We start from the raw sequence: 17025 nt of genomic DNA on the forward strand, positions 1-17025 counted from the left end.
CTCGGGACTCGAGTACAGGCACACATCGTCTTTCAAGGCGCTAGCTCCATCAGAAAACCGGGTGGCAGGACCGGAACGCAACGGGACCGGCGGCTGTCCGCCGAGTCCAGAGTCCCGAGTCCCGAGTCCCGGCTATTACTTCTTCTCGTCTTCCTTGACCTCGGTGAACTCGGCATCGACCACGTCGTCGGCGGCCTTGCCGGCGCCGGCATCTGCGTCGGCATTGGAATCGGCCGCTTCCGGACCGGGCTGCTGCGCCGACACCGCGGCGAACAACGCCTGCGAGGCCTCTTCCAGCGCCTTCGACTTGCCCTCGATCTGGGTCTTGTCGTCACCCTTCATCGCCGTCTCGAGCTCGCCGATGGCCGACTCGGCGGCGCCGATCGCGTCGCCCGGCAGCTTCTCGCCGTGCTCCTTGATCGTGCTGCGGGCCATGTGGATCAGCCCGTCGGCCTGGTTGCGGGCCTGTACCAGTTCGTGGAACTTCAGGTCTTCCTCGCGGTTGGCCTCGGCGTCGGCGACCATCTTCTGGATCTCCTCCTCCGACAGGCCCGAGCCGGCCTTGATCTCGACCTTCTGTTCCTTGCCGGTCTTCTTGTCCTTGGCGGTCACGTGCACGATGCCGTTGGCGTCGATGTCGAACGACACCTCGACCTGCGGCATGCCGCGCGGCGCCGGATCAATGCCGGCCAGGTCGAAGCGCGCCAGCGACTTGTTGTAGCGGGCCTGTTCGCGCTCACCCTGCAGCACGTGCACGGTCACGGCCGACTGGTTGTCCTCGGCGGTCGAGAAGGTCTGGCTGGCCTTGGTCGGCACCGTGGTGTTCTTGTCGATGATCTTGGTGAACACGCCACCCAGGGTTTCGATGCCCAGGCTCAGCGGGGTCACGTCCAGCAGCAGCACGTCCTTGACGTCGCCGGCCAGCACGCCGCCCTGGATCGCGGCGCCAATCGCCACCGCCTCATCCGGATTGACGTCCTTGCGCGGCTCCTTGCCGAAGAACTCGCTGACCGCCTGGCCGACCTTGGGCATGCGGGTCTGGCCGCCGACCAGGATCACCTCGGCGATGTCGCTGGCGCGCAGGCCGGCATCGTTGAGGGCGATGCGGCATGGCTCGATCGTCTTCTTGATCAGGTCCTCGACCAGCGATTCGAGCTTGGCGCGGGTCAGCTTGATGTTCAGGTGCTTCGGACCGGCCGCGTCGGCGGTCACGTACGGCAGGTTGACCTCGGTCTGCTGCGCGCTCGAGAGCTCGATCTTGGCGCGCTCGGCAGCGTCCTTGAGGCGCTGCAGCGCCAGCGGATCCTTGCGCAGGTCGATGCCCTGGTCCTTGTTGAACTCGTCGACCAGGTAGTCGATGACGCGCTTGTCGAAGTCCTCGCCACCCAGGAAGGTGTCGCCGTTGGTGGCCAGCACCTCGACCTGCATCTCGCCGTCGATCGAGGCGATCTCGATGATCGACACGTCGAAGGTGCCGCCGCCGAGGTCGTAGACCGCGATCTTGCGATCGCCGCCCTTCTTGTCCATCCCGTAGGCCAGCGCGGCCGCGGTGGGTTCGTTGATGATGCGCTTGACGTCGAGCCCGGCGATCTTGCCGGCGTCCTTGGTCGCCTGTCGCTGGCTGTCGTTGAAGTAGGCCGGCACGGTGATGACCGCCTCGGTGACCGTCTCGCCCAGGTAGGCCTCGGCGGTCTTCTTCATCTTCGCCAGCACCTCGGCGGAAACCTGCTGCGGCGCCATGGCCTTGCCGTCGACGGTCTTGACCCAGGCATCGCCATTGTCGTGCGCGACGATGCCGTAGGAGACCAGGTCGAGGTCCTTCTGCACTTCGCCGTCGGTGAACTTGCGGCCGATCAGGCGCTTCACCGCGTAGAAGGTGTTCTTTGGATTGGTGACGGCTTGGCGCTTGGCCGAGGCGCCGACCAGGATCTCGCCGTCCTTGGTATGCGCGACGATCGATGGCGTGGTGCGATCGCCTTCCGCGTTCTCGATGACCTTGGCCTTGCCGCCTTCCATGATCGCGACGCACGAGTTGGTCGTGCCCAAATCGATACCGATGATCTTGCCCATGGTGTTGCTTCCTCTCGAGATCTTTAAAGATTAAAGGCGGCCGTGCCGCCGATGAACGCTATCTGGGGGTCGTCGCTTGCGGGTTCAAGCATCTGTGCCCGCTTTGTGTCCGCCTGGGGCGTGGCGGATCGCCCGCCCGGACGTCCCTTGGTGTAGGAGCGGCTTCAGCCGCGATCCGCAATCGGCACGAGCGACCAGCCCCCCCGGATCGCGGCTGAAGCCGCTCCTGCAGGTGCTGTCAGTCGTGCTTTGACACCAGCACCAGCGCGGGGCGCAGCAGGCGGTCGTTCAGCAGCCAGCCTTTCTGGTAGACCTGCACGATGTGGCCGGGCGCGTGTTCGGCGTTCTCGACCATGCTCATCGCCTGGTGCTGCTCGGGATCGAACGCCTCCCCGGCGGGATCGACCGCGACCAGCCCGTTGTCCCCGGCCACCTTGAGCAACTGGCGCAGGGTCAGCTCCATGCCCTCGCGGAGTGCGCCGGGCTCGCCTCCGGCGGCGTTGAGGCCGGCCTCGAGGCTGTCGATGACCGGCAGCAGCTCCCCCAGCAGGCGCTCGTTGGCGAACTTGCGTGCCATGTCGCGCTCGCGCTCGAGCCGCTTGCGCTGGTTCTCCAGGTCGGCCCGCTCGCGCAGCGAATCCGCGCGCAGCCGGGCCAGTTCGTCCTGGGCGGCTTCGAGCTCCGCGGCCAGCGGGGACATCTCGTTTTCGACGGCGGCCTGCTCGGCCGCTTCCTTCATGGGTTCTGTGGTCATGCTCGATTCAGATCCTGGCGCGCTTGGGCGCGTTGTCCGTAGCAAGCACGAGCAATGGGGCCGGGTCGGGCCTTTTCAAGCTTGCGTGAGCTGTTTTTGACGCGGATCAACGCGGATCGAACGCGGATAAGAGCGGGTCTGACCAAAACAACGTCGGGGCAACGCCGCAGGGACGGCAGCCGGGGCCCGGTCCTCGGCCCGCCCGGCGCCCCTTGCCATCTCTATTTTTCATCTGTTCTGATCCGCGTTGATCCGCGTCAAAACCGCTCCTGGATCCGCGTCAAAGCCGCCCTAGCCCGAGCGCTCCGGCGCCAGAGCCTCGCCCAGCGCGTCGGCCGCGGCCTGCACCACCGGGATTACCCGCTGGTACGCCATGCGGGTCGGTCCGATGACCCCGAGCACGCCCAGCACCTGGCCGCCGGCGGCATAGGGCGCGGTCACCAGCGAGATGCCCTCCAGCGGCGCCAGCCCGGTTTCCTCGCCGATGAAGATGCGCACACCCGGCGCGCTGATCGTGCGTTCGAGCAGCTGCAGGATCTCGCGCTTGCGGGCGAAGGCTTCGAACAGCTCCCGCAGCCGGTCCAGGTCGGCCAGCTCCTGTACGCCCATCAGCCGGGTCTGGCCGGCCAGCACCATGTCGTCGTGGCCGGGAATCAGCACCTGCTCGGCCAGTTCGACCGACTGCGCCAGCAGCGTTTCCATTTCGCTGCGGGCCGACTTCAGGTCATGCAGCAGCGCGATGCGTATGTCGCCGGCCGAGCGTCCGGCGAAATGGGTATTGAGGTAGTTGGCGACCCGCTCCAGCTCGCCGGCGTCGAACGCGCGGCGGGTCTGGATGATGCGGTTCTGCACCTCATTGTCGGCGAACACCAGTATCGCCAGCACGCGCTGGGCGTCGATCGGGACGAAATCGATCCGCCGGAACGCGAACTGCTCGCGCCGTGGCACGCTGACCACGCCGACGAAACGGGTCATCGCCGACAGCAGTTCCGAGGCGCCGCCGAGCAGCGCCTGCGTGCCCGACCCGGCCGTGAGCTCGTCGCGCAGCCGCGCCATGTCGCCCTCCGGCAGCGGCTGCACCTTCAGCAGCGAATCCACGAACAACCGGTAGCCCTGGGCGGTCGGGATGCGTCCGGCGGAGGCGTGCGGGGCGCTGAGCAGCCCGATCTCCTCCAGGTCCCCCAGGATGCTGCGGATGGTCGCCGGACTCACGTCCAGGCCCGCATGCCGGGCCAGGGTCTGCGAGCCGACCGGCTCGCCGCTGTGGATGTAGCGCGCAATCAGCGTGCGCAGCAGCTGTCGGGCGCGGGGGTCGAGGGTGGGGTCGGCGGGCTTGCGGCTCATGCTGTGGATATAAGCCCGGCAGCAAGGAGACGCAAGCGGCTCGCTGCGTGACTGCGGCCGGCGGGCGGCGCCAGTCGCAGTCCGGGCGACGGCTTTGCGCAGCATGACAGGGCATCTCGAACGCCGGGCTTGGCCCCTCGCCCGCTCACCGGTCACAATCGCCGCCGCATGCTTACCCATCTGTCGCTCAAACAATTTGCCGTGGTCAGCGCCGCCGAACTCGGCTTCGGGCCGGGGCTGACCGTGATTTCCGGTGAAACCGGCGCGGGCAAGTCGCTGCTGGTCGATGCGCTGGGGCTGCTGTCGGGCCTGCGCGCGGACAGCGGCGTGGTCCGCCACGGTGCCGAGCGCGCCGAACTGGTCGCCGACTTCAAGCTCGATGACGTGCCGTTCGCGCGCGACTGGTTGCGCGAGAACGAGCTGGACGAGCAGGACGACGCCGGCCAGGGGGCGCTGTGCCAGGTCCGCCGCGTGATCCGCGCCGATGGCGGCTCGAAGGCATGGATCAACGGACGCCCGGTGACGGTCGGGCAACTGTCCGAGCTGGCCGGGCGGCTGGTCGAGATCCACGGCCAGCACGAGCACCAGGCGCTGCTGTCGCGGCCCAGCCAGTTGGCCTTGCTCGACGCGTTCGGGCGCACCGACAGCGAACGCGCCGCCGTCGCCGATGCCGCGCAACGCTGGAATGGCCTGCTGCGCGAACGCGAGCGCTTGTCAGCTCAAGGCGATGTCTCCGAGCGGATCGACTGGCTGGAGCACCAGTACGCCGAACTGGAGCGTGAAACGCTGGAGCCCGAATCGATCGAGCAGTTGCACGCCGACCACCGCCGCCACGCCCATGCCGCCGGCCTGATCGACGCCTGCGACGCCGCGTTTGCACGACTCGGCGGCGAGGACGGGCCGTCGCTGTCGAAGTCGCTGCAACAGGTGCGCGGCGACCTGCAGCGCGTGCTCGAGCATGAACCACGCCTGGGCGATGTCGACGGCATGCTCGACACCGCCGCGATCCAGCTCGACGAAGCCGTCGCGTTGCTCGACCGCGTGCGCAGCAACCTCGACCTGGACCCCGCGGCGCTGGTCACGATCGAACAGCGACTCGGGCGCATCCATGACCTGGCTCGCAAGCACCGGGTCAAGCCCGAGCAACTGGCGGCCCAGCGCGAGACATTGAACACCGAACTGGAGGGCCTGCGCGGTGCCGGTCTGCGCCTGCAGAAGCTCGATGCCGAAATCAGCGCCGCGCACCAGGCCTGGCACAGCGCGGCCGAGATCCTGAGCGTCGCCCGGCGCACGGCTGCACAGACCCTGTCGGGCAGCACCACCGGCCTGATCGCCGAACTGGGTATGGGCGGCGGGCGCTTCGAGATCGAGATCGAATCGATCGATGGCGACCGCCCGGATCCGCAGGGCGCCGAGCGGGTCGAGTTCCTGGTCGCCGCCAACCCCGGCCAGCCACCGCGCCCGCTACGCAAGGTCGCCTCCGGCGGCGAGCTGTCACGCATCTCGTTGGCGATCGAGGTGGCCGCGCTCGGGCTGGATGCGGTGCCGACGATGGTGTTCGACGAGGTCGATTCGGGCATCGGCGGCGGCGTCGCCGAGATTGTCGGGCAGAAACTGCGTGGACTCGGCAGCAAGCGGCAGGTGCTGTGCGTGACCCACCTGGCGCAGGTCGCCGCGCAGGGGCATGCGCACTACCGGGTCAGCAAGGCCGCCAGTGAAGGCGTCACCCAGAGCGCGGTGCAGCTGCTCGACGCGCCACAGCGCCAGGAGGAGCTGGCGCGGATGCTCGGCGGCGTGGAACTCACCCGCGAGGCGCGGGCCGCGGCCAAGCGCCTGCTCAGCGACGTAAGCTGATTTTGTATTTGTAGGAGCGGGCCATGCCCGCGATCCACGTCGCCGCGTCGTTCCCAATCGCGGGCATGTCGCGGGCATGGCCCGCTCCTACAAGAACGTCCCGCGTCGGTAGCCGCAGGACGGATCAGGCGCAGCGACATCCATCGCCACGATGGCAGCGCAGGTCAGCGCTTCTTGCGCACGTACAGCACCAGCGAGTGGTCCTCGATCTCGAAGCCGTGCTTGGCGGCGATCTTCGCCTGCAGCACCTCGATCTCCTCGCTCTCGAATTCGGTGATCTTGCCGGTCTCGATATCGACCATGTGGTCGTGGTGGTGCCCGCGGTCGAGCTCGTACACCGACTGCCCCGACTCGAAGTTGTGCTTGAGCACCAGGCCGGCCGATTCGAACTGGGTCAGCACGCGGTACACCGTGGCCAGCCCGATGTCCTCGCCCTTGTCGAGCAACAGCCGGTAGATGTCCTCGGCGGTCATGTGGCGCGGCTTGGCCTGCTCCAGCAATTCGAGGATGCGCAACCGCGGGTGAGTGACCTTGAGGCCGACTTTGCGCAGGTCCTGGGATTCCATTTCAACTCCTGGTGCTACGGGCTCTACTGCGGGCTGCGTTTACAGGTCACCAGTGGCTCGCATCGCCCCCTCGCCGCAATATCGACCGCAGGAACCATGCGGCAACACGGGATGAACGGAGGCGCTTCCGGGACGCGTGACTGCACCTTCAGTGTATCATCGGCGCGTTCTCCACCTGCCTCGGATACCCATGCAAAAGCTGCTGTTGCTCATTGTCGTCGCCGTGATGACCGCTGGCTGCGGCATCGTCTATCGCCAGCCGATCTACCAGGGCAACCTGCTGGAGAAGGCCAACGTCGACCAGTTGCAGGAAGGCATGAGCAAGCAGCAGGTGCGATTGTTGCTGGGCACCCCGTCGGTTGCCGACCCGTTCCATCACGATCGCTGGGACTACACCGCCAGCCAGCGCACCGACCGCCTCGGCCGGACCGAGGTCAAGAACCTGACCGTGTGGTTCGACGGCGACACCGTCCGGACCTGGGAAGGCGAGTACTTCCAAGAGCAGGACGAGCAGATCGCCCAATCGTCGGTCCGGCAGTTCGGCCGCAATCTCGCCAAGGATCCGCCGCGCGGCCGGTAAGCAGTGCCGTAGAGCCGAGCTTGCTCGGCTCCTGATTCACGATACAACGTCGCACAGGCAGTTATCGCTGCGATACGGCAGGGCCGCAGCGGAGCAAGCTCCGCTCTACCGGTGCTTCGAATCTTGCAAGCGCGCCCGGCGCCGCCGCGCATCCTTCGGATCGGCCTGCAGCGGCCGCAGCAGCTCCACCCGGTCGCCATCGCGCAGCCTCGCCGCCGGATCGGTTCGCTGGCCGTGCACGGCGTAGGCAGTGATCCCGGCATCGCCGGCCAGACCGGCCGCGGCGACCGCATCGGCCACGCTCGAACCTTCCGGCAAGCTCAGCGTGACCGACTCGGACCGCTGTGGCCACGCGCGGATCACCTCGATCCTCATGGGTCCGGTCATGCTTCCTCGTGGTCGGCCACGCGCACGAAATCGTCCACCATGCGGTCGGCCAAGGCCTGGAACCCGATCGTGAATGCCTTCGCGAACAGCTTCACCGCCGGCTCGAACTCCAGCGTCAATGTCACCTTGCAGGCGGACTCGTCGAGCGAGTGGAACTGCCAGCGGCCGCTGAGCTTGCGGAACGGCCCGTCGACCAGCTTCAGGTCGATATGGTGCGGCGGCGCCAAGGTGTTCTCGGTGGTGAACCAGGTGCGCAGCGCGCCGAGGCCGAGGTCCAGGCGAGCGCGCATGCGCAGCTCGTCCTGCTCCAGCACCTGCGCGGCATCGCACCACTCGAAACGTCGCGGATACGCCGCGACATCATTCACCAGCGCGAACATGCGCGCAGCGGAGTGTTCAACCAGGGCGGAGCGTCGGATCGTCGGCATAACAGGCGGCCGTATCGCGGACCCGCCCCGATCAGGGACAATGGTGCGATGGCTAAGAACGCAAAAGGCAAGGCTGACAAGGATAAAGGAAAGGGTGCCGGCGGCGGCACGATCGCCCTGAACAAGCGCGCGCGCCACGACTACCACCTCGAGGAACGCTTCGAGGCCGGCCTGGCGCTGCAGGGCTGGGAGCTGAAATCGATCCGCGCCGGGCGCGCCAACATCGGCGAGAGCTACGCGGTGGTCCGCGGCGGCGAGATGTTCCTGTTCGGCGCGCAGATGACGCCGCTGATCTCGGCCTCGACCCACGTGGTCACCGAGGAACGCCGTACCCGCAAGCTGCTGCTCCACCGCAGCGAGATCGACAACCTGATCGGTCGGATCCAACGCGACGGCTACACCGTGGTGCCGACCGCGCTGTACTGGAAAGGCAACAAGATCAAGATCGAACTGGCGCTTGCCAAGGGCAAGCAGGCCCACGACAAGCGGCAGACTAACAAGGACCGGGACTGGGCACGCGAGAAACAGCGCGTGATGCGACGCGCCAACAAAAATGCGTGAGCCGGCCGGCGACGTTTCACAACGGCCCCGATAGAGATATCGCCGAGCGCCCTGCCACGCCATGCAACCCGCAGGCTGGCGGTTCTCCCGTAGGAGCGGCTTCAGCCGCGACCCGCGAACGTCCGTCAGTCAGCGGATATCGCGGAGCGCCACGCCCACCCCGGACAACCGTAGGCTGGGCTGCCAAGCCCAGCGCTTCTTGTTTGGGGGACACGGCGCTGCCAGCCGAAAAGCCGGCTTTGCCAGCCCCGCCTGCGTGGAGCTCCGTCCGGGACTGGATCGCGGCTGAAGCCGCTCCTACAGGGACTCGGTGAGCGCGATGCGGGGTTCGGCGCGGCCCATCGGTGGCCGATAGTCCGGCAGGCTTGGGGTCTCCTCGCTCATTCCGGCACCGGCCAGCATCGCATCCAGTCTGGACCAGACGTAGTCGGCGTGGCTGCCGGCCCCTTCGCGAATGAGATCGGCGCGCACGCTGAATGTGATCCAGAACGCTTCCGGGTTGGGCTGGGTGGACATCATGGCGGGAAGGAACCGCTCCAGCGAGTCCAGGCTTTCCTTCAGTCGTTCGAGTGTGGCCATGGGAATACTTATGCGCTTTTGGCCGTTAGGGACGAATGAAAACGGGGCGCGCGATCCCGCAGTTGCATGTGGTCGTTCACGTTCGCCGCAGGCGCCTGCACTGCAACGCCCACAACGATCAGTAGCGCAGGCGCGAGTCGATGTGCACTGCGTCCAGCGACAGCACCGCCAGGCGCCCGTGGTCGGGGTGCCGGGGATTGATGAGGACGTTGTACTCGCGCGGGGACAGCGCACTGGGGACCTTGAGCGCCAGCGACGCCTCGTCCGCCCACCACCGGTCGCCGATTTCCTGCACATGGCCGCGGTATGGCCGCTCCTTCCAGTCCTGCGGCAGGTCACGGCCGATCGACTGCAGGCAGCCGGCCGGCAAGCTGGCAACCACCATCACCAGTTCGTCCGGGGTCTCGCCCTCCAGGTGCGCGAGATACTCCAGTACCGCGCCGGCCGGGGACAACGAGGCATAGACCGCCTTGTCGTGCGCGGAGGTCCAGCGTCCGGAGCGGTAGGCCTGGGCGAGCGAGAACGGCGCATCGGCGCGTTCCCTGGCGACGACCCGGTATACGGCGCACTGCTCACGCGGGCCCGCTTTAGATTCGTCGGTCTCGGCCGTGGCGACCGGCACCGAACTCGCTGGCGGATCACTGGCCGGGAATGTGTCCTCCAGCGCGTGGTCCAGTTGCTCCTGCTTGCCGCGGTCCGGCGGGAGTGCAGTCATGGCGCAGTGGTGCCGTCGTCGGTATCGGCAGGCACCGGATTGGCCGGGTCCATCGGGTCGGTCTGGTCGAGCGGGTCGGCCGGGTTCATCGGCTCCATCGGATCGGGCGGCGTCTGCCGGTCCAGCGCATCGGACATCGCCTCGCAATCTATCCGGTCCTGGCCGCTCAGGCCCATGCAGCGCTGGTCGGTCGCACCGGCCGGCGGCGACATTTCCACCCGGGCATCGGCCTGAGCCGGTGTCTCGGCGGCCGGCAGCACCGTGCTGTCGGCGGCCCTGGACTCGTCCTCGTCGACCTGCGCCACACGTCGATCGCAGGCGGCGAACACCACCAATACGGCCAGGCTCAAGACAAGCGGCTTCATCAATATCTCCTGTGGTGCATCGGTTGGCTCAGGACACGTGTCGCACCCACAGTCTCGCAATGTGCGTGCCAGCCAGTCGGCGCGCCTGATCGGCATCCGCTTCCGGCAGTCTCCGGCGCGCCGTGAAAACTTTGCAGGCCGGCGAAAGATTTGATTCGTGCGCCTGCCGGACGTCCGCTCCGGTGCCGCTTGCACCCGGTCCGCTCCGATGGCACGCCTTTTGCGGCACCTGTGTTGGAGACGCTTTGATTTCGAGTTGCTCTGGCTCGGGTGCCCTGCGTCGGGTGTTTTTTGTCTGGCTGTTGTTACCCGACCGAGCGCAGCCACCAGGAGCAGCAACCGGAGCGAGCGGCGGACGGTTCCGCCGACAGCAGATGGGGATGTGCCGTGTATCAGCAAATCGTGCGCTGGAACGCTGTTGACTACATCGAAACCGATCACCGGCTGGTCGAGGCGTTGTTCGAGGAATTCGAGCAGACCGCCAACGACGAGGATGCGGCAAAGGTGCTGGAGCGGCTGCTGACCCGCCTGGCCCTGCACGGACAACTCGAACATGCCCTGCTCTACCCGGCGCTGCGCCGCTTCGGCCCGGCCCTGGGCCGCAGCATCGACGAGGCCGAACGCGACCACGCCGCACTGGACGAATGCATCGCCCAGATCCTCGAGGACAATGAAAATCAACGCCCATGCCGGGCGCGCGTGTCGGTGCTGAAGCAGTACGTGTCCGGTCATGTCCAGCGCGAGGAGACCCACCTGCTGCCGATGGCACGGATCTGCGGAATCGACCTGGAGGCGTTGGGTGACGCGCTGTATAGCCGCCATCAGCGACTGCTGGCCTTCGGCCTGGCGCCGGGCGTGTCCGCGCAGGGCGCCGCGCTGCCCGCGCATGCCGCAGTCAGGCCTCCCCACCCCCCCGCCCGACCCATGCACCCATAGGAGCCGTTGATGCCCGATCCATCCGCCTCGGACAAGCAACCGCCGCAGTCGCAAGCCCATCAACCCGGCGACCAGTCGGCGATGCGGCCGACCCCGGAAACCATCCGCGACAGCTATCTCGGCAGTGGCCGGCTCAAGGGCAGGTCCGCGCTGGTGACCGGCGGCGACAGCGGCATCGGGCGCGCCGTCGCGGTGCACTTCGCGCGCGAGGGCGCCGACGTGGCGATTGGCTATCTGGAAGAAACCGAAGACGCCCGCGAGACCGAGCGGCTGATCCGGGCCGAGGGCGCGAAATGCCTGCTGCTGCCGGGCGACCTGGGCGTTGAGGATGCCTGCAGGCAGGCGGTGGCGAAGACGGTGGAGACCTTCGGCCGGCTCGACATCCTGGTCAACAACGCGGCCGAGCAGCACCCGGTGGAGGCGGCCGGCGAACTGACCGCCGAGCAGATCGAGCGAACCTTCCGGACCAACATCTTCGCGTACATCTACATGGCCAAGGCCGCTCTCGAGCACCTGCCCGAGGGCGGCGCGATCATCAACACCGGCTCGGTCACCGGGGTGCGCGGCCACAAGACGCTGCTCGATTACGCCGCGACCAAGGGCGCGATCCATGCATTCACGTTTTCGCTGGCGCAGGCTTACGCCGAGCGGGGCATCCGGGTCAACGCGGTCGCACCCGGCCCGATCTGGACGCCGCTGATTCCGGCGAGTTTCCCCAAGGAGAAGGTCGCCCAGTTCGGCGCCTCCACGCTGATGAAGCGCGCGGGACAGCCGTCGGAACTGGGGCCGGCATATGTTTTTCTCGCCTCGGAGGAGGCCTCGTTCATCACCGGTCAAATCATCCACATCAATGGCGGAGGACACATCAGTGCGTGATCAATATCTGGGAACCGAATTCAAGGCCGTCGCTGAGGAAGCGATGCATCTGGGCATGCGATGCGCGAAAGCGGGTCGCGACTGGCTAACCGGCAGGAGAGACGAGATGGGCCGACGAGATCAAGGTGATGAGCAACGGTATGCACAGGAGGACGCGCGTCGCGGGGGCCGGCAGAGCCAGCACATGCACGGCAGCTCGCCCAACCAGCCGCGCGGGCGCAACCAGTGGAACGACCCCTCCCCGCAGCGCGGCCAGGATGCCAGCCAGGGCAACGACTGGGACCGCGACATCGACGACGTGAGCGGCGGTTCCGGGCGCGAATACGGCCACAGCAACTCCAACGACCGCGGTTACGGGCAGGGCGCGCAGTCGCAACAGGCCGGTGGCGGTTCCGACCCGCGTGCACAGGGCGGCTCCGACATGCCCGGCGCCGGCATGCAGGGGTCCGGCAGGAACCAGGCATACAGCCAACATGGCGAGGATCGCTATGGCGAGGACCGGCTGGGTGGCCGCCAGTCCTTCGATCGCTACGGCGGCGAGAGCCAGGGTTCGGGCGGACGTGCCCACCTACAGGATCGATCGGGTGTCGGCGGCTTTGGCGACTACGGTTCCACCAGCAACCGCAGCAGTGGGTACGGCTCGGTCGGCTCGCAGCACGGCGGGCAGCAGCAGGGCCAGAGCCATCGCGGCCGCGGGCCCCGGCAATACACCCGCTCCGACGAACGCATTCTCGAGGACGTATGCGAACGGCTGACCGATGACCACGATATCGACGCCAGCGACATCGAGGTCAAGGCCCAGAGTGGTTCGGTGACATTGGAGGGCTCGGTGACCGAGCGCTGGATGAAACATCGCGCCGAGGACCTGGTCGATGCCTGCAGCGGCGTGAAGCAGGTCGATAACCGCCTGCGGGTCAAGAGCAGCGCGTCGGGCAGCAACGACGGGCGCTCGCAGGACATCGGCGCGGGTACGCCCTCGGGTGGTTCCTCGTCTAGCGGCCCGTCGTCGAGCGGTTCCTCGTCGACAGGCCCATCGTCGCAACAACCGCATTGATTCGATGCGGCGCGCGGAAGCGTGATCGGGCTACTACGTCGCGACCGTGCATCGTGCCCATGGGGCGCTCCTACGGGGCCATGCCTTTGTAGGAGCGGGCCATGCCCGCGATCGGGCTGCGTCGCGACCGTGCATCGCGCCCATGGGGCGCTCCTACGGGGCCATGCCTTTGTAGGAGCGGGCCATGCCCGCGATCGGGCTGCGTCGCGACCGTACATCGCGCCCACGGGGCGCTCCTACGGGGCCATGCTTTTGTAGGAGCGGGCCATGCCCGCGATGGGGTTACGTCGTCGCCCATGGGTCACTCCTGCAGCAAGCGGTCTGTGCCCGCTGGCGCAGGCCATCCTGTATCACAACCAATATCTCCTCCAGCAAGGCCGGCTTGATACATGCGCCTTAAATCCCGCTTCCGTGGTCTGCTGCCGGTCAGGAGCCGTCCTTTGGAACCCGGACCGTAAACGTGGTCCCTGCTGTTTGCGTGGACTGGAGACTGATCGACCCATGGTGCGCAAGCACGATTTCCCGGGTGATGTATAACCCCAGCCCCAGGTTCTTCTGCGAGGGGCCGTCTCCAGCCGCATGCCTGGCATGGCGGCTGAGCAGATCGAAGATATGCTCCTGTTCGTCTGGTGCTATCGGTTCTCCATCGTTGTGAACCGTCAGCACGATGTCTTGGGGATTCGCAGTAGTGACAACCGACACCTCTCCGTCCTTGCTTCCATGCTGTAGGGCGTTGTTGATCAGGTTCTGATAGACCTGCCCTAGCCTGCCTGCATCCCATCTTCCACGGACATCCCCATCGATCACGCAGCGGATGGTGCGGCCCGGATTGGACAGGCTAAGCTCTTCGACCACCTGCTCGCATACGGCCGCCAGGTTTGTCTCAGCGCGCGATATCGATATACCGCCGCCGATGCGGCTTCTCGTGAAGTCGAGAAGGTTGTCGAGCATTTCGCTCATTCTCGTGCTGCTCCTGAACATCCGGGAACCGAGCTGGATCAGATTGGCATCGGAGTCCGGCGACTGCATGAGATATTCGGCCCCGAGACTGACCGACTGCAAGGGCGTGCGCAGATCGTGGCCGAGGATGCCTACGAATATGTCCTGAGCCTGCCGGACCATAGCGGCGTAGCGACTTACCGACTCGGCAAGCGCCTGGTCGACCGCTTCGTTGAACCGGGTGATATCGCGCGCATGAAAACGCACCACATCCTCGTTTTGATCGGACCAGAGCAGCAGCACGCTCGCGCGCAGCGCCCGATACTCCGATATCAGCTGCTCGATGGTGAACCCGCATTTCAACCGCGTCTCGGCGTGGATTTCGGCCGCGGTGTCGCCGGGCGTTGGCGGAACGTGTCCCTTGGACTTCTCGACGCTCTCCTCGTCGGTTTGCCAGGTTGCGAGGTCCGCCGAGATCACCTTCAACATGTCCTCCGCGTGATCGCGCAGTTCCGCGACGTCCATGACGCCGGTCGTGGGCTCGATCGTTCGCGCGAAGTCTTCCCATTCCTGGAGAATGGGCTCCATGTTGTGCCGGATAAACTCGGATAGCCTCATTGCTGCTCCCTTGCTCATAAAAATACAGCCCTTTTTTGAAGGCACGAACTGCAGGAATACAGCGTAAAGGGCGTGGAATGAGTGAATGGTAGGCGATCTGTGCCATCCGCGAGTACAAGCCGCACCACCGCGCACGCGCGAATTTCGGTCTCAAAGGCGGCCCGCTAGGCTGGCGATCGTGGCAAGCAGCTCTTGCGCCTCGAACGGTTTCGCCACGTGCGCCTGGTATCCGGCCATGATCGCGTGGGTACGATCCTGCGAGCGTGCGAAGGCAGTCAGGGCCACGGCCGGCGTCCGGCCGCCACGTTCGGCAGGACGCCGCCGGACCTCGCGCATAAAGCCGTAACCGTCGGTCCCCGGCATGCCGATGTCGCTGACGATCAGATCCGGTACCTGGTGGTCCAGCCGCGCCAGGCCGCTCGCGGCGTCGTCCGCGGTCACCACCTTCGCGTGTCTCTGCTCCAGCAGGTGGCGAAGCAGCTCGCGCGCGTCGGCTTCGTCATCGACGACCAGCACGGTCAATCCTTCCAGGTTCATTCCCTCGGCCGCGCATAGCGGAAGCTGGGAGGACTCCGCCTGGTCGCTGAAGTTCCGGCTGGGCGCGAGCGGGAGCTCGACGACGAACGTGGCGCCCTGTCCCGCTCCGGAACTGGCGGCGTGGATCGTGCCGCCATGCAGCTCGACCAACTGGCGCACGATGGAAAGCCCCAACCCCAGGCCGCCGAACGCCCGCGTGGTCTTGGCGTCGGCTTGGCGGAACCGGTCGAACACGAACGGCAGGAACTCCCGCTCGATCCCCATGCCGTTGTCTGACACGGTGATTTCAACGTGCGAATTCACCCGCGCCACGACGAGTTCGACGCCCCCGTTCTTGGGGGTGAACTTCACAGCGTTCGACAGCAGATTCCAGATCACCTGCTGCAGCCGGTGCGGATCGCCCTGCACCGGGCCGGCGCGCGGATCCACGATCCTGCGAATGCGGATGCCCTTGGCGTCCGCGGCGGGAGTGACCGCTTCCACGGCCGCCGTCGCCACTGGGGTGAGGTCCGTGGGCTGCACGTCGAGCCTCACGTTGCCTGCCACGATTCGGCTCATGTCGAGCAGGTCTTCGACCAGTTTGGCCTGGGCCCGTGCGTTGCGGCCGATCACATCCGCCCCGCGCGCGACATCCTCGGGTGTGGCGTTGCCGGTTTGCAGGATGTGCGACCAACCCACGATGGCGCTGAGCGGGGTTCGCAGCTCATGCGACAGGGTCGCAAGGAACTCGTCCTTCATGCGGCTCGCGTGCTCGGCTTCCGTGCGCGCTGCCTGTTCGGCCGCAAGCAATCTTTCGCGCTCCTCGGCAGCGCGCTTCACCGCGTCGTAGAGGCGGGCGTTATCCAGCGCGACCGCCGCCTGCCCCACGATGCCGGTGATCACCCGCTCGGTGCGCTCGTTGAAGACGCCGACCTCCGGATGGCCGAAGAACAGGCCGCCGATCACGTCGCCAGCGCGAGAGACCACGGGCACCGCGAGGTAGCTGCGCACGGGCAAGTGCCCTTTGGGCATCCCGCGGTGCGGGCCCCACTGTCCGTAGCGCGGATCTTCCAGTACATCATCGATCCGGATTGGCGCCTCGCCGCGGAAGGTTGGGCCGAACAGCGGCGTCGCCCGGGGGTGGCCGAATTTGCTGAAGGCCTCCCGCGGGGCGCCCGAGAGTGTGTAGAGCATGTACGACTCGCCCTGCTCGTCGGTCACGTTGTAGAAGAACGCGCCGAACTGCCCGCCGCTGAGCTCGGTGGCGGCGTCGGTGATCTGCTGCAGCAGCGTCTGCAGATCGAGCTGCGACACCAGCGCCTGTCCGGTCGAGTTGACGATGTCCAGCAGCCGCATCTCGTCCAGTTGGGCTTCGCGCGAACGATCGAATTCGTCGAGATCGGTATTGGTGCCGAACCAGCGCACGATACGGCCGCGTTCGTCACGGATTGGCACGGCCCGGGCCAGGAACGTGCGATAGCTTCCGTGAGCGCCGCGCAGGGGGTACTCCATTTCATACGGCTCGCCGGTAGCCAGCGCGTGCTGCCAGCGACGCACGACCTGGTCAAGCGCATCGGGATGCACGAAGCGATGCCAGGTGGTGGACTCAGGGGCGCCTTGCGCGATTGCGCCGGTGTACTCGTACCAGCGGCGATTAAACCAGACCGGATTGCCGGCGGCGTCGGCGATCCATACCAAGTGCGGGATCAGGTCGGCGAGGCCGTTGCCATCATCGTAATTTGTCAATGCGACCCCCCCTTTGCTGAATGTCGCAGCCACCATGCCGACCGCCGTGTCATCGGCAGTTGAAACTCGATAAAGTGCAAAGGGTTTGGTACAGCTACTTGAACACCCACCAACTCAACCGATCCAAGCGTGTCCGG

At 66.6% G+C, this 17025-nt stretch carries 17 protein-coding genes; 6 read left to right on the plus strand and 11 right to left on the minus strand.

Annotated features, from left to right (window positions below; genetic code table 11):
- Positions 1-135 precede the first annotated feature (135 nt).
- The 3 genes from dnaK to hrcA form a co-directional block, all read right to left on the minus strand.
- Complete coding sequence (gene dnaK, locus ACJQWM_RS08045) at positions 136-2070, minus strand: molecular chaperone DnaK (protein WP_332702270.1); 1935 nt, start codon at positions 2068-2070, stop codon at positions 136-138.
- A gap of 238 nt (positions 2071-2308) precedes the next feature.
- Entirely contained in the window at positions 2309-2824 is a 516-nt protein-coding gene (grpE, locus tag ACJQWM_RS08050; protein ID WP_411300888.1) for a nucleotide exchange factor GrpE, read from the minus strand.
- Positions 2825-3115: 291 nt separating this feature from the next.
- Positions 3116-4168, minus strand: a complete 1053-nt coding sequence (gene hrcA, locus ACJQWM_RS08055) for a heat-inducible transcriptional repressor HrcA (RefSeq protein ID WP_332702272.1) — start codon at positions 4166-4168, stop codon at positions 3116-3118.
- A 168-nt stretch (positions 4169-4336) separates the two neighbouring features.
- On the opposite strand from hrcA, the gene recN reads away from it, so the two are divergent.
- Complete coding sequence (gene recN, locus ACJQWM_RS08060; RefSeq protein WP_332702274.1) at positions 4337-6022, plus strand: DNA repair protein RecN; 1686 nt, start codon at positions 4337-4339, stop codon at positions 6020-6022.
- 164 nt (positions 6023-6186) lie between these two features.
- On the opposite strand, the gene fur is transcribed toward recN, so the two are convergent.
- Positions 6187-6588 carry a ferric iron uptake transcriptional regulator gene (gene fur, locus ACJQWM_RS08065; protein WP_332702276.1) on the minus strand — a complete coding sequence of 134 codons (402 nt, stop codon included), beginning with the start codon at positions 6586-6588 and terminating at the stop codon, positions 6187-6189.
- 190 nt (positions 6589-6778) lie between these two features.
- Here fur and ACJQWM_RS08070 point away from each other — a divergent pair, with 190 nt between their 5' ends.
- The gene (locus ACJQWM_RS08070) at positions 6779-7168 is read left to right on the plus strand and encodes an outer membrane protein assembly factor BamE (protein WP_332702278.1); all 390 of its coding nucleotides are present in this window, start codon (positions 6779-6781) and stop codon (positions 7166-7168) included.
- A 105-nt stretch (positions 7169-7273) separates the two neighbouring features.
- On the opposite strand, the gene ACJQWM_RS08075 is transcribed toward ACJQWM_RS08070, so the two are convergent.
- Together ACJQWM_RS08075 and ACJQWM_RS08080 are read right to left on the minus strand one after the other, a co-directional pair.
- Entirely contained in the window at positions 7274-7555 is a 282-nt protein-coding gene (locus ACJQWM_RS08075; RefSeq protein ID WP_332702280.1) for an RnfH family protein, read from the minus strand.
- Positions 7552-7983, minus strand: coding sequence for a type II toxin-antitoxin system RatA family toxin (locus tag ACJQWM_RS08080; RefSeq protein WP_332702282.1), 432 nt, complete (start codon positions 7981-7983; stop codon positions 7552-7554). Before ACJQWM_RS08080 ends, ACJQWM_RS08075 begins: the two co-directional genes overlap by 4 nt.
- Before the next feature lie 48 nt (positions 7984-8031).
- Between ACJQWM_RS08080 and smpB the strand changes: the two genes are divergently transcribed.
- Positions 8032-8544 carry an SsrA-binding protein SmpB gene (gene smpB, locus ACJQWM_RS08085; RefSeq protein ID WP_332702284.1) on the plus strand — a complete coding sequence of 171 codons (513 nt, stop codon included), beginning with the start codon at positions 8032-8034 and terminating at the stop codon, positions 8542-8544.
- Between the two features lie 297 nt (positions 8545-8841).
- On the opposite strand, the gene ACJQWM_RS08090 is transcribed toward smpB, so the two are convergent.
- From ACJQWM_RS08090 to ACJQWM_RS08100, 3 genes are all read right to left on the minus strand, one after another.
- Positions 8842-9123 carry a hypothetical protein gene (locus tag ACJQWM_RS08090; protein ID WP_332702286.1) on the minus strand — a complete coding sequence of 94 codons (282 nt, stop codon included), beginning with the start codon at positions 9121-9123 and terminating at the stop codon, positions 8842-8844.
- A 118-nt stretch (positions 9124-9241) separates the two neighbouring features.
- The gene (locus tag ACJQWM_RS08095; RefSeq protein WP_332702288.1) at positions 9242-9838 is read right to left on the minus strand and encodes an RES family NAD+ phosphorylase; all 597 of its coding nucleotides are present in this window, start codon (positions 9836-9838) and stop codon (positions 9242-9244) included.
- A complete protein-coding gene (locus ACJQWM_RS08100) occupies positions 9835-10203 on the minus strand; it encodes a hypothetical protein (RefSeq protein WP_332702290.1) in 369 nt (122 codons plus the stop codon). The genes ACJQWM_RS08095 and ACJQWM_RS08100 overlap by 4 nt, the downstream gene beginning before the upstream one ends.
- A 387-nt stretch (positions 10204-10590) precedes the next feature.
- Between ACJQWM_RS08100 and ACJQWM_RS08105 the strand changes: the two genes are divergently transcribed.
- The 3 genes from ACJQWM_RS08105 (at position 10591) to ACJQWM_RS08115 (ending at position 13069) form a co-directional block, all read left to right on the plus strand.
- Positions 10591-11139 carry a hemerythrin domain-containing protein gene (locus ACJQWM_RS08105; RefSeq protein WP_332702293.1) on the plus strand — a complete coding sequence of 183 codons (549 nt, stop codon included), beginning with the start codon at positions 10591-10593 and terminating at the stop codon, positions 11137-11139.
- A 9-nt stretch (positions 11140-11148) separates the two neighbouring features.
- Entirely contained in the window at positions 11149-12015 is an 867-nt protein-coding gene (locus ACJQWM_RS08110) for an SDR family oxidoreductase (RefSeq protein ID WP_332702295.1), read from the plus strand.
- 106 nt (positions 12016-12121) lie between these two features.
- Positions 12122-13069: a BON domain-containing protein gene (locus ACJQWM_RS08115; RefSeq protein WP_332702297.1), complete on the plus strand. Its 948-nt coding sequence runs from the start codon at positions 12122-12124 to the stop codon at positions 13067-13069.
- 426 nt (positions 13070-13495) lie between these two features.
- Here the strand turns inward: ACJQWM_RS08115 and ACJQWM_RS08120 are convergent, their stop codons facing one another.
- Both ACJQWM_RS08120 and ACJQWM_RS08125 read right to left on the minus strand, forming a co-directional pair.
- The gene (locus ACJQWM_RS08120) at positions 13496-14626 is read right to left on the minus strand and encodes an ATP-binding protein (protein ID WP_332702299.1); all 1131 of its coding nucleotides are present in this window, start codon (positions 14624-14626) and stop codon (positions 13496-13498) included.
- 150 nt (positions 14627-14776) lie between these two features.
- On the minus strand, positions 14777-16888 hold the full coding sequence (locus ACJQWM_RS08125; protein ID WP_332702301.1) for a hybrid sensor histidine kinase/response regulator: 2112 nt from the start codon (positions 16886-16888) through the stop codon (positions 14777-14779).
- Between the last annotated feature and the right edge of the window lie 137 nt (positions 16889-17025).

Source organism: Novilysobacter longmucuonensis (genome assembly GCF_046600735.1).
Taxonomy (GTDB): Bacteria; Pseudomonadota; Gammaproteobacteria; order Xanthomonadales; family Xanthomonadaceae; genus Novilysobacter_A; species Novilysobacter_A longmucuonensis.

Coding starts and splice junctions, on each gene's coding strand:
- dnaK (WP_332702270.1), bottom strand. CDS start 2,070: ATGGGCAAGATCATCGGTATCGATTTGGGCACGACCAACTCGTGCGTC.
- grpE (WP_411300888.1), bottom strand. CDS start 2,824: ATGACCACAGAACCCATGAAGGAAGCGGCCGAGCAGGCCGCCGTCGAA.
- hrcA (WP_332702272.1), bottom strand. CDS start 4,168: ATGAGCCGCAAGCCCGCCGACCCCACCCTCGACCCCCGCGCCCGACAG.
- recN (WP_332702274.1), top strand. CDS start 4,337: ATGCTTACCCATCTGTCGCTCAAACAATTTGCCGTGGTCAGCGCCGCC.
- fur (WP_332702276.1), bottom strand. CDS start 6,588: ATGGAATCCCAGGACCTGCGCAAAGTCGGCCTCAAGGTCACTCACCCG.
- ACJQWM_RS08070 (WP_332702278.1), top strand. CDS start 6,779: ATGCAAAAGCTGCTGTTGCTCATTGTCGTCGCCGTGATGACCGCTGGC.
- ACJQWM_RS08075 (WP_332702280.1), bottom strand. CDS start 7,555: ATGACCGGACCCATGAGGATCGAGGTGATCCGCGCGTGGCCACAGCGG.
- ACJQWM_RS08080 (WP_332702282.1), bottom strand. CDS start 7,983: ATGCCGACGATCCGACGCTCCGCCCTGGTTGAACACTCCGCTGCGCGC.
- smpB (WP_332702284.1), top strand. CDS start 8,032: ATGGCTAAGAACGCAAAAGGCAAGGCTGACAAGGATAAAGGAAAGGGT.
- ACJQWM_RS08090 (WP_332702286.1), bottom strand. CDS start 9,123: ATGGCCACACTCGAACGACTGAAGGAAAGCCTGGACTCGCTGGAGCGG.
- ACJQWM_RS08095 (WP_332702288.1), bottom strand. CDS start 9,838: ATGACTGCACTCCCGCCGGACCGCGGCAAGCAGGAGCAACTGGACCAC.
- ACJQWM_RS08100 (WP_332702290.1), bottom strand. CDS start 10,203: ATGAAGCCGCTTGTCTTGAGCCTGGCCGTATTGGTGGTGTTCGCCGCC.
- ACJQWM_RS08110 (WP_332702295.1), top strand. CDS start 11,149: ATGCCCGATCCATCCGCCTCGGACAAGCAACCGCCGCAGTCGCAAGCC.
- ACJQWM_RS08115 (WP_332702297.1), top strand. CDS start 12,122: ATGGGCCGACGAGATCAAGGTGATGAGCAACGGTATGCACAGGAGGAC.
- ACJQWM_RS08120 (WP_332702299.1), bottom strand. CDS start 14,626: ATGAGGCTATCCGAGTTTATCCGGCACAACATGGAGCCCATTCTCCAG.